Source organism: Acinetobacter sp. (genome assembly GCF_039596015.1).
Classification (GTDB): Bacteria; Pseudomonadota; Gammaproteobacteria; order Pseudomonadales; family Moraxellaceae; genus Acinetobacter.
The window spans coordinates 359705-375109 of record NZ_JBCNKN010000001.1 but is presented as its reverse complement, the minus strand read 5'-3'; the positions used below and the strand labels follow the sequence as shown (position 1 = coordinate 375109).

Annotated in this window: 15 protein-coding genes; 7 read left to right on the top strand and 8 right to left on the bottom strand. The window is 34.3% G+C overall.

What is annotated here, in order from left to right:
• Positions 1-30 precede the first annotated feature (30 nt).
• The 5 genes from ABDV70_RS01580 to ABDV70_RS01560 all read right to left on the bottom strand — a co-directional run bounded on the left by ABDV70_RS01580 (position 31) and on the right by ABDV70_RS01560 (position 4479).
• Positions 31-567, bottom strand: a complete 537-nt coding sequence (locus tag ABDV70_RS01580; protein ID WP_343594916.1) for a DUF2058 domain-containing protein — start codon at positions 565-567, stop codon at positions 31-33.
• Between the two features lie 18 nt (positions 568-585).
• Complete coding sequence (locus ABDV70_RS01575) at positions 586-1260, bottom strand: YoaK family protein (protein WP_343594858.1); 675 nt, start codon at positions 1258-1260, stop codon at positions 586-588.
• 38 nt (positions 1261-1298) lie between these two features.
• Positions 1299-2501: a serine/threonine transporter SstT gene (gene sstT / locus ABDV70_RS01570; RefSeq protein WP_343594855.1), complete on the bottom strand. Its 1203-nt coding sequence runs from the start codon at positions 2499-2501 to the stop codon at positions 1299-1301.
• 313 nt (positions 2502-2814) lie between these two features.
• Complete coding sequence (locus ABDV70_RS01565; protein WP_343594853.1) at positions 2815-3126, bottom strand: metalloregulator ArsR/SmtB family transcription factor; 312 nt, start codon at positions 3124-3126, stop codon at positions 2815-2817.
• A 444-nt stretch (positions 3127-3570) separates the two neighbouring features.
• Positions 3571-4479, bottom strand: coding sequence for a LysR family transcriptional regulator (locus ABDV70_RS01560; protein WP_343594851.1), 909 nt, complete (start codon positions 4477-4479; stop codon positions 3571-3573).
• Positions 4480-4595: 116 nt separating this feature from the next.
• On the opposite strand from ABDV70_RS01560, the gene ABDV70_RS01555 reads away from it, so the two are divergent.
• Entirely contained in the window at positions 4596-5024 is a 429-nt protein-coding gene (locus ABDV70_RS01555) for a CidA/LrgA family protein (RefSeq protein ID WP_343594850.1), read from the top strand.
• A 21-nt stretch (positions 5025-5045) separates the two neighbouring features.
• Positions 5046-5738, top strand: coding sequence for an LrgB family protein (locus tag ABDV70_RS01550; protein WP_343594848.1), 693 nt, complete (start codon positions 5046-5048; stop codon positions 5736-5738).
• 108 nt (positions 5739-5846) lie between these two features.
• Here ABDV70_RS01550 and ABDV70_RS01545 read toward each other — a convergent pair whose 3' ends face one another.
• On the bottom strand, positions 5847-6533 hold the full coding sequence (locus ABDV70_RS01545) for a hypothetical protein (protein WP_343594846.1): 687 nt from the start codon (positions 6531-6533) through the stop codon (positions 5847-5849).
• Positions 6530-8587, bottom strand: a complete 2058-nt coding sequence (locus ABDV70_RS01540; RefSeq protein ID WP_343594845.1) for an alkaline phosphatase family protein — start codon at positions 8585-8587, stop codon at positions 6530-6532. Before ABDV70_RS01540 ends, ABDV70_RS01545 begins: the two co-directional genes overlap by 4 nt.
• A 304-nt stretch (positions 8588-8891) precedes the next feature.
• Between ABDV70_RS01540 and ABDV70_RS01535 the strand changes: the two genes are divergently transcribed.
• The 4 genes from ABDV70_RS01535 to ABDV70_RS01520 are packed head-to-tail and all read left to right on the top strand — an operon-like array spanning position 8892 to position 14571.
• Positions 8892-10229 carry a site-specific integrase gene (locus ABDV70_RS01535; protein WP_343594844.1) on the top strand — a complete coding sequence of 446 codons (1338 nt, stop codon included), beginning with the start codon at positions 8892-8894 and terminating at the stop codon, positions 10227-10229.
• A 3-nt stretch (positions 10230-10232) separates the two neighbouring features.
• Positions 10233-11816: a site-specific integrase gene (locus ABDV70_RS01530; RefSeq protein ID WP_343594843.1), complete on the top strand. Its 1584-nt coding sequence runs from the start codon at positions 10233-10235 to the stop codon at positions 11814-11816.
• Positions 11806-14130: a hypothetical protein gene (locus ABDV70_RS01525; protein ID WP_343594841.1), complete on the top strand. Its 2325-nt coding sequence runs from the start codon at positions 11806-11808 to the stop codon at positions 14128-14130. The genes ABDV70_RS01530 and ABDV70_RS01525 overlap by 11 nt, the downstream gene beginning before the upstream one ends.
• Before the next feature lie 3 nt (positions 14131-14133).
• On the top strand, positions 14134-14571 hold the full coding sequence (locus ABDV70_RS01520; RefSeq protein ID WP_343594839.1) for a hypothetical protein: 438 nt from the start codon (positions 14134-14136) through the stop codon (positions 14569-14571).
• On the opposite strand, the gene ABDV70_RS01515 is transcribed toward ABDV70_RS01520, so the two are convergent.
• On the bottom strand, positions 14560-14769 hold the full coding sequence (locus ABDV70_RS01515; protein ID WP_121929350.1) for a helix-turn-helix transcriptional regulator: 210 nt from the start codon (positions 14767-14769) through the stop codon (positions 14560-14562). The genes ABDV70_RS01520 and ABDV70_RS01515 overlap by 12 nt on opposite strands.
• 85 nt (positions 14770-14854) lie before the next feature.
• On the opposite strand from ABDV70_RS01515, the gene ABDV70_RS01510 reads away from it, so the two are divergent.
• Complete coding sequence (locus ABDV70_RS01510) at positions 14855-15355, top strand: hypothetical protein (protein WP_343594834.1); 501 nt, start codon at positions 14855-14857, stop codon at positions 15353-15355.
• Positions 15356-15405 lie beyond the last annotated feature (50 nt).

Sequence of the window (15405 nt, the reverse complement as noted above, 5' to 3'; positions counted from 1 at the left end):
AGCATTGATTAAGAATACCGATTTTAAGAATTACCACATCAGGTCATCTGGAATCACGTATGCCGCATATGGATCTTCTTCATCAGTCGATTGCTGATTATCTTCCGATTTATTCCAAAGAATAAAGCCTTCCATTTTTTGGTCTATACGTTCTGCAAGCGCCTGCGGTAAATAAGCATATTGCTCATTCTCTTTGGCAATCACCAATGTTCCTTTCACTAAGGCATTATAAACTTGCTGGTTGAGATAAACTTTCTTAACTTTATTTTCATCAATGAATTGGTAAATGATATCACCATCAACATCTCGGATTTTGTGTTGACCAATCATTTGAATAATATTGGCCTTGAGTGTTTTTTCTTCCAATTGACGTTGTTTCTCAGCATTTAATTGCTGATCTTTGGTTTGTTTTTCCAACTGGCTTTGCTCAATACTGGCTTTAAGGTCAGCTTGATTACTTTGTCCAGTACGCTGTTCATGTTGCGCTTGCTTACTTAGTTTCTTTGCTTTTTTATTATCCACTAAGCCTGACTTGAGCAACTGAGCCTGTAAAGCATTTTTCACTATAGAAACTCCAAAACTAATCTAATGATCTGTGACTTGTTTATGAATATAGATAATCCAATAAATTAGGCTCATAGATAAACTAAACAAGACAGGGATAAGGAATGTATGTAGTTTAAGATGGGGGTAAAGCATCGCAGTAACGACACCACCACACAAAAAACCACATAAAATAAGAAGAAGTAACAATATACGGCGTTTTTCAACGTCTAAACCACGAAGTAGATATCCCAGATTTAACCCTAAGTCGGTCAATAAACCTGTTAAATGCGTAGTTCGAATAATTGCACCTTTATAATGGCTCACCATTGCATTTTGCACCCCCATACCAACACAAGCCCAAAGCAGTGCATAACGAGGATAGTATGGAATGAGTAGCCAACAAAGAAAAATACAGATTGCAGTAAGTGTTAGGGGAATTCCGTAACGTCTACCTAATTGAAAATGGCTACTCCCTAAGATGTAACCACTATATACAGAACCTAGTACAAAGCTAACAATAACGCAGAGTCCATAAATAACATGCTGATATTGACCATTTGCAATGGCAATGCCAAGTAGACTGACATTGCCCGTCATGTGTGAAACTGTTTGATGCCAGATATTCAGTAAGGCAAGCGCATTAACCATTCCAGCATTAAATGCAAGACTAAATGCACCTAATTGAATCCACTTTGGTAGCGTTTGAAATGGCATAATGGTCGAACAGTTCCATAGAAATCATGACATTATTGTTATTTATCTTTATACCCCTGATCAACTGCAATTACAAATAGTACGTCTGTAGATGAATTGAGTGCTGTTTCAGTTGAATCTTGCAATACGCTAATCACCATACCAATCGCAACCACTTGCATGGCAACTTCTGATGGAATACCAAAAAGACCACAAGCAACAGGAACTAGTAATAAAGAACCACCGGCAACGCCAGATGCACCACATGCAGAGATTGTTGCTACAACACATAAAATAAGCATGGTAGAAAAATCTACATGAATACCTAGTGTATTTACGGTAGCAAGGGTTAATGTTGTAATGGTTACAGCAGCACCACACATGTTAATTGTAGAGCCTAAAGGAACCACAACATTTGTTGTTGACTCATCTACACCACAACGGCGAGCTAAATCTAAGTTTACTGGAATATTCGCTGCTGAACTACGTGTAAAGAATGCAGTAATACCACTTTCTTTTAAACACTTAAAAACCAGTGGATAAGGGTTCTTTCTAATCACAATTGCAACCATAATCGGGTTAATCACAAATGCAACAAAGAACATGGTTCCTAAAAGCACAACTAAAAGGTGTGTGTAACTTGCTAATGTTGCTAACCCAGCAGATGCGAAGGTCACCGTTACTAATCCAAAAATCCCAATTGGTGCAAATGCAATCACCAGTTTAATGACTCGACCAATCGCCTCGGCTGTGTCGTGTAAGAAAACTTTGGTTGTGTGAGCACTATGGCGAAATGCAACACCCAAAATTAAAGCCCATGCAAGAATACCAATAAAGTTAGCCTCACTTAATGCTGAAACTGGGTTAGATACAAAACTAAGAACCAAGTTTTTCAAAATAGCACTTAAGCTACCTGGCGGCTGAACAGACTGATCTGCTGCTAAATGCAAAATAAGTGTGGTTGGAAATAACTTATCGGCAATCACTGCACTAAAAGCAGCGAGTAACATGCCAATGGTATACATCACAATAATCGGTTTAAAGTTCTTGGCACTTTGTGTTGTTTGGAAATTCGCAATTGAAGCAATAACCAAAACAAAAACAAGAATAGGAGCAACCGATTTTAGTGCCTTAATAAACAAATCACCGAGTAGACTAAAATAAGGTGCAATGTTTGGTGCAACAAGAGCAACGATGATCCCTAAAATAATTGCAATAACAATTCGGGAAACTAAACTTAAACGTTTGAGAGCTGACAGCATAAAGAAGCCTTAACCCTATACAGGTTTTGAATTCGACAGGAGCAGTATTCTATACAAAAAAAGGCGAAGCATGAATTTGACTTGCACTAATTTGAGTCATTTTTTGAACAAAAAAGGGGCGATTGCTTAAATTAAATCATTATTTTTTGAAAAAAAACGTTTTATTACAATGTCACAGTTTTAATCGTGATAAATAAAATGGATTAAATAAAAATATATTAAGAGCCTCCATCCATACATTCCTTGTTCTAAATTACGTCAATCCCCAAGTAATTTATTGGAATGTATGATGGATGAATAAACAGTTTTTCGATTAATGGTCTAGCTTATGGAACTGATAGACACTATTAACAATGCTAACAAAACGATCATCTTTGATAGAGTAAAAAATCTGTTTACCCACGCGTCTTGTTTTTACAACTTCATTCTTACGCAAAATCATTAATTGTTGCGAAAGTGTCGGTTGTTGAATTTTGCTTTTTTCTTCAATTTCCGATACGTTCAGCTCTTCAGACAGTAATAAAGTTAGAATTAACAATCGGTCTTTATTCGCCAACGATTTGAGTACGCCAACGATTTCATCTGAGAACTCGCGAATAGCATCCACATCAAGTGTATCGTTCATTTTTACTCCAAAAAAATTCAATTTAATCTAAAATGAAATATACGAAAAAGATATGTATAAAGAATGGATTTTTAGACTCATTCCGACTGAAATAATAATTTTATTTTAAAATAATTCAATATAAGGTAATGTTTCATCTATAAAAAATACAAAATACTAACAATTTTATATTTTTCTTAACTAATACTTAACTATATTAAAAAAGTCTTAATATTCCATTTTATTAATTTTTATAAAAATTAATAAGTTATATTTTTTGTTTTTTACATTCGTCTTTTACTTAATCAACATTCTGTAAATTTGTATTTTTATTATATTGGGTTTCAAAACAATCGTATGACAGAGTTAATATATTTTAACTTTTCATAATATATTATGAAACAAAATACTCATCTAAATAACTTATTTATCTATTCTATCGCTGAGCCTTATCACAAAATAAAGTCAGCAGATCTTAATTGTTTTAAAATGTTCACGAACTACTGTTAACCATGCTTGTACAGCAGGAGACGGCGTTAAATTTTTCTTCCATGCCATTACCAAATGCCAAGGAATTTGAGGATTTTCTAAAGGAATCGCGACAAATAAATTTGGATCTAACATATCTGTGTAATAACGAGGTAAAAGTGCAATGCCCATTCGTTGTTGCACCATATCTGCGAGTAAGTTCCATTGACTGCTACGACAAGCAATGTTGGGATAAAAGCCATGATGTTGGCAAGCATCCAGAATAATTTTATTTAAAGAGAAATTTTCAGGGAACATCAAAAAAGACTGATGTTTTAATTCTTCCATGTTTAATGATTTGCGGTTAGCCCAAGTTGAGTCCTTCGGTAATAACACCATAAGTGGATAATTACTTAACTCGATAAAGTCAAATATTTGCTGGTCGAAAGGGTGAAGGATAACCCCAACATCTAATTCATTATTTACCAATGCCAATTCAATTGCCTTAGAACCCACTTCCAAAAACGATAATTCTATATCTGGCCATTGCTGATGATAGTCAAATAATGTTGTGGTCAGTAATTGTCCCCCAAGTGGCGGAACTCCTAGTTTTAATTTTCCTGTTTTTAGATATTGATAATTTTCAATTTCCTGAAAAATATTTTGTTCTGCTTTAAGCAACTCTACGGCGTGCAGATAAACACGTTGCCCAATTTCGGTTAACTCTATTTGCCGTTTACGCCCATGCTCTGGTTTTAATAATAGTTGTACCTTTAGATCATCTTCTAGTTGCTGCAAAATTTTACTTACCGTTGGCTGCGTCACATAAAGTGCTTCGGCTGTGCGGGTAAAGCTTTTTGTTTTAACCAAATACACAAAACACTGTAATGATTTTAATGAAAGCATAATTTACTTCAAGATTATTCATTTTTGGCATAATTTTAACATGAATAATTCATATTGATAATGCAATATCCGATATATCCTACTTTAGTAGTAAACAATCATTTATCTGAAAAATCATGAAAGCAGAAGATCAGTCAAAAGCAAGTCCAGTTCGACTTATGCTTGAGTTACTTAAACAGCTCATTATTTTGGGTTTATTCTGGTGGGTGGGTGATATTCTCAATAAAACCCTTCATATTCCAATTTCGGCTGGAATATTAGGAATGTTGTTACTTCTCGCTTGTCTATTTCTAAAAATAATAAAAATAGAGCAAGTGTCTATGGGAGCTTACGCTGTATTGGGAGAACTATTACTGTTCTTCTTGCCTGTTGTTGTCGCAGTTGTTCAATACAAAGAACTCTTTCTTACCGAAGGCTGGCAAATTGTATGCAGTATCTTTATTGGTACGGTGAGCGTGATGTTAAGTACCTGTTTAACAATCCACTATTATAACCGTGCCAAAAAATATTGGCATGTGCGTAAACGTATTCAGCACTCTCATTAAACAATTAAGAGGATATTTGTCATGAACTTATGGTCAATTTTTTGTTTAATCTGGACAATTATTGCTTATGTCGCTGCGAAAAAGGTCTACCAGAAGCATCCCAAACTTTGGTTATCACCAGCCATTACCGTTCCAGTCTTAACAATCGTCTTGATGATGATTTTAGGTATTTCCTATCAAACCTATCAGCAAGATACCAAATGGATTGTGGATTTACTCGGGCCTGCAACCGTTGCTTTTGCAATCCCCATTTATAGATACAGAGAAACTATTCGTAAAAATATTGGGGTTTTATCTTTGGCCATTGTTGTTGGAATGAGTGTTGGTGTTATTGGCGCTTATGAAATGTCTGAACTTTTCCACTTTAGTTCAGAAGTAACCAACAGTTTAATGGCTAGATCAATTTCTACTCCCTTTGCAATGGCTTTAGCAGAAGATATTCATGGTTCAACAACGTTAGTGTCTTTATTTACAGTTATTACTGGTTTAGTAGGGATGATTTGCGGTGATATTATTTTGGCAATTACAAAAATTCGTTCCAATGTTGCAAATGGTGCAGCTTTAGGTAATGCCGCACATGGTTTTGGTACAGCACGGGCACAACAACGTAATAGTGAGGAAGGTGTTATTGCCAGCCTAACCATGGTAATTGCGGGAATTTTGATGGTACTTGTTGGGCCAACAGCAATTCATTTGTGGTTAATGCTACAGTAAAACGAAATACAAATGGCTTAGTAATTTCGCTGAGCCATTTATATATAGATACGAGCTAAATGTCTCTTTAGCCCGTAATTTACCATGATGAAATATCAATGACCGCTGCTAATCATCATGGTCTTCATCCATATCCAGATAAACATAATCTGAAGGTATAGAAGGCAGCTTTCTTTGTGATGCTAACAACGGTGAAGTATCGAAAGATTCCACCTGAAAAGTAGGAGATATTAGGCTAGAGGAGGATTGCTTTTTCCCAATAAACAAGGGTAGTGCCAACTGTCTTGACCAACATACCACTGTTTGAGTAACTAAAACAGAATGATCTAGCTTGGGTTGAATCGCATACCAAGTACAATCTTTCACCTTCACTTGTGAAGGCTCTGGGATAGTATGAATGACAAAATCTTCTCGCGGTTTAGTGAGAATAAAGGCAAGCCCAGAATAATCTGAATGAATCCCTAAACGATATAAATGTGTACGATTTACATCGGCCACAAGTTTTCGCTGATTTTGAATCATACGATATTGTAGTTCACCAAATGTATTAATCATGGCATATAAATCAAGTACATTATCTGTACGACGATGCAAAAAATCTATACCATGCCGCCAGACTTCTAGCGTATGGAACGCGTTATCTCCATCCAGATAACGGGCTTTGAAATGAACTTGCGCTGATGCTGCTGACACAGGAAAAGCATCTTCCCATGTCAGTGCATTCAATTGTTCTGCATAACTCATCATAGCTATTAAAGAAAAACCACATCCAACAAGTAAGCGTTTCAATCTCATTGGCGAGTTGCCTTCGCTTTATCAAAGTATAGATATGTCTTACCGTCTGGTGCATGCAGTTTTTTGGTGTATAAGGTGAACTCATAAGTAGATTTCGTTGTATCTACTTTGGTTCCATTTAAATCATCTGGATCTAAAATCGTTAATCCTGCAACTTTTGAACTTTGTGTGGTAATAGATTCAACTTGAGCTGGACGACAATCTTTTCCTGAATTTTTTAACGATTCTAATAAAACACGACCATCTGCCTGTGGCATGGAAAGTCCTAGAATATGCGCAATCGTTGGAGCAACATCGACATTACCACTTGGACAAGTATTTACATATTGGTTTTTAAAATCAGGCCCAGAAGCCAATAGGGTATTGTGTATATCGATAGGGCTGAAAGAACCATGCATCCCTCGGTTGTTTTGGGAACTTTCATATTCAGTACCCGGAACATCCTTATTGATTGAGGTAAAGGCTTTTTCATTAAAATCAAAGCTTAAAATCATATCTGGGCTACGAGCATTGCCATCTGTCTTAATCATAGACATCGGCATGGTTCCTGCAAGTTTTCCGTAACGCTCAGCAACAAATAATGCGCCATATTGTTTACGCGACTGTAAAACACGAACAATAGATTGTAGGCGTTGCGAATCATGATCTGGCAAATAAATATATTCTGAGCCACCATTGGCTGCAATAATTGTCGCATCATCGGGAACAGATGCTGGGATTTTATAGCTCGGTGTAGAATATTTCATCGGTTTGCCGCAAATATGACCATCCGTATCTTCCTGATCTGGATAAACTTTTGAGCCATCTCTTTTAATGCCACTCAAAACAGGATCGTAAATACAACCATTCCCATCATAAACATGTGAAATACCAGCACGTGTGAGTAAATCAGCAGTACGTGTATCCCCAGAAACTGAGAAACCATTATTTTGATCAATATTACCAATAGTTGCATGACCATCTGCCGCGCCATTCAATAAACGGGCAGGGAAGACGGTTGGATCTCCAGCCACTGTAGAATGCCCATGATCTGACACAACAATTACATCAGTATTTTTATCCATCCCCAATGTTTTTAGTTTTGTCAATAGGGCGCCTAACATTTTATCTTGACTACGAAGTGCCTCAATATACGCCTTGCTACCTGGGCCATAATTATGTTCAGTTGTATCTGGATTCCTGAACCAAACCACAGACAGATCAGGTTTTTTCACTGGTAATACATAGTCTAGATACACTTTCATCATATATTCATTGGCATTGCTATATGGTGAGCCTGCATCACTTCGAGGATCTTTTGTGACTTTATCTGCTAAATTAACAAGTGCTGAGGTTTGTACAGCGGTTGGATTTTTATCTTGATCGAGGGTTTTATCCTGATAATTAACCGTTGTCATTTTAGGTGTAGCAAACCCAGCTTTTTGAAGATCTTTGGCAAAGGAAATTGGAAATGCTAATTTTTCATCCAGAATAATACCTTTGCCATTTCCATTGACCGAATCCTGATAATAATCTGCATAATCTTGAATAAATGCAGGGCCAGACTTACCAATAGCGGCAGTGCTTAGTCCAGCTTGTTGTGCTTTTTGAAATAAGGTGCTGACTAGATAAAGCTCGCCTTTGTAATATGAGCTAAGCCCTTGAATAATACCATAATCTTCAGTGAAAATAGGCTGAGAAAAGTCAACAGGTTTTCCTGAAGAATCAGTGCCTTGTGCATTTGGTTGATACAATGTATTGCCATAAAAACCATGCGAAGCAGGATATGTTCCTGTAGCAAGCGATGAAGCATTCATCATTGTAAAAGTTGGGAATACAGAATGGTTGTCGCTAAAGTTCACACCATGATTTCTTAATGCAGCAAGATTAGGCGTGACATTTGGCGTCACAGAATCTGGTCGTAAACCATCCCATACAAAAACAATCACTTTTCGTTTATTTTTTGAACTGGCAACAGTTTGATCCTTGGTTAGGTTTTCAGTTGTTGCACAGCCTGAAAAAATACTTGCGGCGCATACGAGCGCAAGTAATTTCAAAGATGGGAGCTTTTTCATGCTAAAAGAGTTTAATAATGATGAAATTAAATTCATTTTAGAAATGAAATATGTCACTAAAGTGAAAATGTTTTTTCTAAATCTAATTCGTGAATAGAGAATAATTTATTACAGAATCTGAATGGTCAAAAGCCATATACAATATTTCGTATAATGTATATTATGTTAAATTGAGTACATGATACTTTAAGTTCATAGACCTCTTTGTTTAACCTAGAATCAATCACTTATATAAAATAACATTTCACATTCAGTTCACTTATGTTTATATTCTATTTACTTCATAAAGTTCTTGGAACTTAGAATGTTTGTCGTAAAAACAATTAAACTTTCAAAAAAGTATTCAAATCAAAAGCACATAGTTCTATTGTTTGATGCTTCAGCTACAGTACCTTGTCTATATCCTTTACTCTATTCTACAACTGTCCTGAGATTCCAAAGTTTTGCTACACAACAATCAGATATGCTGGCACTAAAGTTTTGGTATGAATTTTGGTATCAGAAATATTCTACTTTGTTCTGTGAATCATTTTTATCCTCCAAATATGAACCTGAGATTTTTTTGAATGAAATCGATAACTTTATTGTTTTCTTAGAAAATAGCAAAAAGTTAGAAACAAACTTGATTCGACTTAGATCAAATATAGATGCTAACTATATGACCATTACACAGCGTTTGAGGTCATTGTTTAAGTATTTCGTATATCTTTTAGATGAATATTGGAACACCCGTTATCAAGATATTACAATCAAAGAATTAACAAACCGAAGGAAAAAAATAGATTTGTTCTTATTAAACAAAAAAAGGATTTTTAGTAAATTTTCTAAATATAGCTTAACTGTAAAAAGTGAAATTAATCATAACTTTAAAAGCTTAAATAATGAAATGGTAATTATGCTTTATAAAATTATTCGCCCAGACCAGACAGCTAATATAAATATAGACAATCCATTCTCAACGAGATCACATCAACTTCGTAATTTTCTGATAGTACATCTTATGATGAATTACGGTTTACGGGTTGGTGAACTAATGCTTCTCACAAAAAGATCAATAAAAAAATCCCTCAATTCTGACTCATATAGTCTCATAATAACTAATACGGATGATGAACATGATTCTAGACAGAGAAAACCTAGTATAAAAAACGAGCAATCTTATAGGGTTATAAAACTAGATAGTATGGATTATAAATTTTTGATGCTCTACATAGAAAAGATAAGGAATTTCAATAATTCAGATATCTTGTTTACATCACTTAAACCACCCTACTCTCCACTAAGCTATTCATCCATCAATGCAATTTTTAAGACGATAGAACAAGCTTTCAGGGCTTCACATCCTGTATATTTTGATGATACAAATATTGACTCAATTCAGAAGTTAACCCCTCATGTATGTCGTCATACATGGGCATATATCACTTTGGCTTTTGCTATAAAAAAATATCGAAACGAAAGTGCATCACCATTAAATCAAAACAATGATGAAATTATGCTAAAAGCCCTAGAAGATCTACGTGTCTTAGGTGGTTGGAGCGCTAACAGTATAATGCCAAGTTACTATGCAAAAAGATTTATTGTTGATAGCGCTAACCTCATGAATTTGCAACGTATATCACAAGAATTATGGAAAATATAAATAATGGAGCAATTTGATCTTTTTGAAGATTTTCAGGAACAACATTCTGTATCAGTTTTTAATGATCAACAGATAATGGCTCTTCAGAATCTAAGTAAAAAAATACCAAAAGTCGTTAAATTTTTAGTTGCAGATAAATTTGACGATAAGTTTATCAATTCTACAAATAATATTTGGAAATTTTATTATTCTGGTCAGAAAGAAAACTTAGATTTCTCAAGCTTTTCTGAAGATGAAACGACTTTAGCTAAATTTTTTCTGATAGCCTTTATTCAGAAAAATACACCATCTTTTTTGAGTAGAAAAATTTATTCTTTTAATTTTTTAATAAATCATTTAAAAAATAACAATTTACATTTAAATTATGAAACTTTAAAACAATTATTAATAGAAATTGCACCTCAAGAAAATCATCATAACACTTATGCACATATAAAATTTTTACTGAGACTTCTAATTTTAGAAGGCTTTCCTAACTTTGATATTGAAGATGATTTTGAACTTGAGTTTATTCCTAGACCTAAGTCGTTTAACTCAAATTTATTCTATCAGGAATATGAAGATACAATAGATTCTCCTTTAATTTCAATGGTTCAACAAGGCTTTATCAAATTAAACCAAGTTATCAAAGATGATTTTCAGAGTGTCGATAAACAAGCACTACTTTACTCATCAATACTTGGTTTGGTGTATGTAACTGGTCTTAGACCTGTACAATTAGCAAAGTTATCTGCTGAAGACATAAAAATAGATACCACACGTACTACTGATCATTTTCATCGCTATAGCATACTAATTCCCTATGCAAAACAAGCACGTTATGTACATGAAAAGATCGCAGTGAAATTACCAGAAGAAGTTGCTGAAATCATTATTGCTTATATCGAAAAATTTAACTTAAGTCCAAAAAATAAGTTATTTGATTTAGGAGAAAATTCAGCACGCTTTTGCTCAAAAGCAATTAATACAAAGTTATTTGATTTTGCTCCCAAAGCCTATAGAGAAGCTGTTCTAGCGGGCGAAATGATAAAACAAAAGTACTCTTTTTCTGATTTTAGGCATCATGTCGGCTATAGTTTGGCAATGGCAGGGTCTTCTGCTGAAGAAATTGCTTATATCTTAGGTCATTCTTCTGTTGTAACAGCCAGACATTATATTTTTTCTACCCCAGAACTAGCTCAAATTAGAGCGCAAGCACTTGGTAAAAATTCACTGTATAGACAAATGATCGCTATGCTCCTGACTGGAAGGCTAATTTATAAGAAAGATTGGTTTCAGAAAAAAGTGTTAGGAAATATTGGTAGCAAAATTCATTACGATATTGGTGGGTGTTCTTACGAAGACAAATGTTTATTGCAACCAGTTCGCAATTGCTATGGTTGCATGTACTTTCATCCTTTTATAGATGCTAACCATAATCATGTTTTAGAAAGCATACAAAGTGAAATCAATGATCTTATTAAGCTATCAGATGGAATTGGGGTATCTAGAAATCCATTGATTCGAGTGCATGAGTCAACTAAATTCGAAATTGAATCTGTAATAGCTCGTTGTGCATTACAAAAGGATGATCTTCATGAACATTGAAAAATATAATGCTTTTATTGACGAACAAAAAGATTATTTTAATCAGAATTTACAGTCTAATTTTAAATGGAATTGGAACGATTCATCTTGGTATGGTGGTACGATAGGATCTGGTTGGCTGTTATCTAGAAGTGGTAAAACACATTTCACTTTTGGCACTATTAAAAAATTGAAAGGTATCGAAAACAATACCATTGATCCTATTTTTCAAGAATTCATTAAATCAGTATTAATACTTAGTTATCGAAAATCTAACTCTAAAGCATCGCCCCAAAAGCTGTATGCAGAATTTCTAATCCTTAAGCGTTGGTACAGCTCACTAAATGCTCAAAATATTGAGAGCATACATCCCTGCCAGTTATCTACATTGGTATTAAATAAGTCTTTTGAAGTTTTGTCAGAAAATTCAAGTAAAACGAATCTTCCAGACCATGCAGGTACATACCTTAGATTACAGGAAATGTTAAATCATTATGGTTTTACTGAACAACCATTAGAATTTTCTCAGAAATACCTCTATATAAACCGCCAGAATAGAACCCCAAATGCTAAGAAAACAAAAGCTTTAATAGATCAATTGGAACTTGATGAAGATGATCTGGATAAAGAGAAACTGATTTCTGTTCGTACTTTTATAAATATTGTTTCACTTATCAGTTTGTGTGAGACGAATGGTGAAAAGATTGTTTTGAATCTTTTATTACTACTCATCGTCACTGGTTTGCGTTCAACGGAAGCAATCCTTTTAAAAACAGATGCATTGATTAAGTACCCTATACTTGATCCAGTAACAAAGGAACATTTAACTTTAGATGGCAAAAAGCAATATACTTTGGGAATTCAATATCATGGCGCAAAAGGTGCAGGATTTAGAATACATTGGGTTGAACCTTTGTCTGCAAATTTAGTTGAGACAATATTTCAATCTGTGTTAGAACTTAGCAAAGAATATAGAGAACATCTTCATTATATTAGGTCAAAACATTGTTTAGATTTCTTACCAAAAAAAATTGACGATATTCCTGAAGATTACGTTGAAATTGATGATCTTATAGATACAGTTTTTGGAGTAAAAGATACTTATAGGGAGCATGCAGGAAAGCGCGAAGTCATAATAAAAACTCTAAAGAACATCCCAATGTGGAAAGAATATAAACAAGGTAGAGACGTAAAGAAATATTACTTAAAAAGTGAAATTAACGAATTTGTGAAAAGTCTAGCCAGTTATGACTCTGAATATCCTATCGATCATGTTTTTAATTATGAAGGAAAAATAGAAAAAATCGCTTATGAAGATCTACTTTTTATTCATGAGTTTAGATCTGCAACACTACAAAGAGCTTTCATCAACAAAACAAATATTATTCCTCTAAATGGCATGTTAATAAATAGCTTTTTTGGAAATTCCTTAAGTAGGTCTGTTTTTGAAAAATATAATTTACTTGAGAATGAAACAGAACACTCCAAGCTTACCAGTCATATACCAAGACACAATATCAATACTTTTCTCGCTCTCAGTGGTTTAGCTGAACATTTGCAAGCAATGCTTATGGGGCGTGTAGATATCAAACAAAACCAGTATTATCAACACTTAGCGTTAAAACAACGTAAGGTCACAGCTAGTTTGTTAGAAAAACAAGAATTGGTGCTTTATGAAAATGCTCAGCAAGAACTCAAGCCAGAATATCCAATTGATTCTATCAAAGATGATGGATTAATGTACTTTTCAGAAAAATTGGATCTAGAAAATAATTTAAAGATGAACTTACAAACCTTTGACTCGAAAAATGAAGTAGCGAGTTATATAAAGGAATCTTTCTTTGATGAATATTTTCAAGATATCGCTGAATCTTTTAATGAGTGGGTTAAAGAGGATCAATCATTAGCCAATTCATTAGTTCAACGCCATGCTTGTTTACACCCCTTGCCTTTTGGTGGATGCATGCGTGAAGTCGCTGTACACGATTGCCCTAAACGCCTTGCATGCCAATCTGGTGATCAATGTGGAAACTTTGCTTTAACTGGCCGTAAAGGTGAATTAGAAGTTCTACAACATACTTTGAATGAATTACTAGAAAAGTTTTCACATATAGAGCAAATCGTAGCCCATGATTTATTTTATAGAGAAATGCTTGAGAATTTACGTCAAAAAATACTTTATTTAAGTGACTTAAAGACAAAAGCTCTTGAGAGACAAAATGGTTTAATTCCAATTCCCATTTTTCCCTATGGAGATGCGATTACTAAATTACCAACTACATTGAGTGAACTGTTTGCCATCGAACAACAAAAAATTGAGTCTAAGGAAGCCTAATATATGTTACGCGGTAAACAACTTGATGAAGTCATTGAACAAGAATTGCAAATGATGTTGATTGAAGGCTTTGAAAAATCGCCCATTTCACACAAGGTTCTTCACAGTCGTCTAACAGCTAAAGGTTATATATCAGGTGGGCTAAGTACTTTGAGTTCGGCTGAAAGGAAGAAGCTCATATCTCTGTATGTAGCTGAGCAGATTTCTCCACTACACCTAAAGACTAAAGAACAGCAACTTTATGTGAATAAAAAGACAAGGCAGGCTCTTACGGACACCAATAAAAATCTGCGCGCACAAATTGATGATTTGGAATCACAGCTTCATCAGAATACAGAAACACTTATAGATATCATTGAAGAGGTAAAACTTAGAACTAACTTAAAGATAGATCATCTACTAGCCCCTCACCTTCTCAAAAAATATTTGTCACGGGAGTAATATTTTAGGGTCAACATTGAGTGTTTGTGAGATTTGGTAGAGTTTTTCAACAGTAATGCTGACTTCCCCCCTTTCAATTCGCCCCAAATAGCTACGATCAATCGTTGTTAATAAGGCTAATTGTTCTTGACTAATAGATTTATTTTTCCGAGTTTCCCTAATTTTTGAGCCAATCGACAATGCTAGTTCTTGATTCATAGGTTACTACCGTAAATACAAGAACTATCAGGAATTGAAGTGTTTTAATCCACGGACTATAATCCTCATTATTTGAGTTATGAATATGGAAATTCAAAACTTACCAATGTTCAAAGAGCTTTCTCGTGTATTTTGTAGCTATAAGATTGACTCATGGCAAACGGTAGATTTCTGGGATAAAGTTAAACTTTTGAAAGTAGTAGATAGTAATGTTAACTATCAAAGTGTTTATCGGCTAATACTTCGGTTGGTTAAAGATGGTTATTTATCAGTTGATGATGAAAAAAGTAGATATGGACAAAAAACTTATACTGAAACTGAACATTTGCATGATCTACGTTCCCAATTTTGTATAGAATCAACAACTACTCTTCAAGAACTAAATTTGAAAAAAGAAGAGTTTGAGAGCGAAATCACTGCACTAGAAGAAGAAATTGAAGCATTGCATGATTTAAAAGGACAATTTCCTGATATTCAGTTCAAAATTGAACAAGTTAAAGCAATAAAAAGCAGAGAAATTAGTAACTTTCAAATAAAAGTGAATGCTATGAAGTCGTTGATAGTTTTTTTAGAACAAGATAATTAACTAAAAGATCCAGTTTTTGATTAATATTCATTCAATTGCATTTTTTCTTA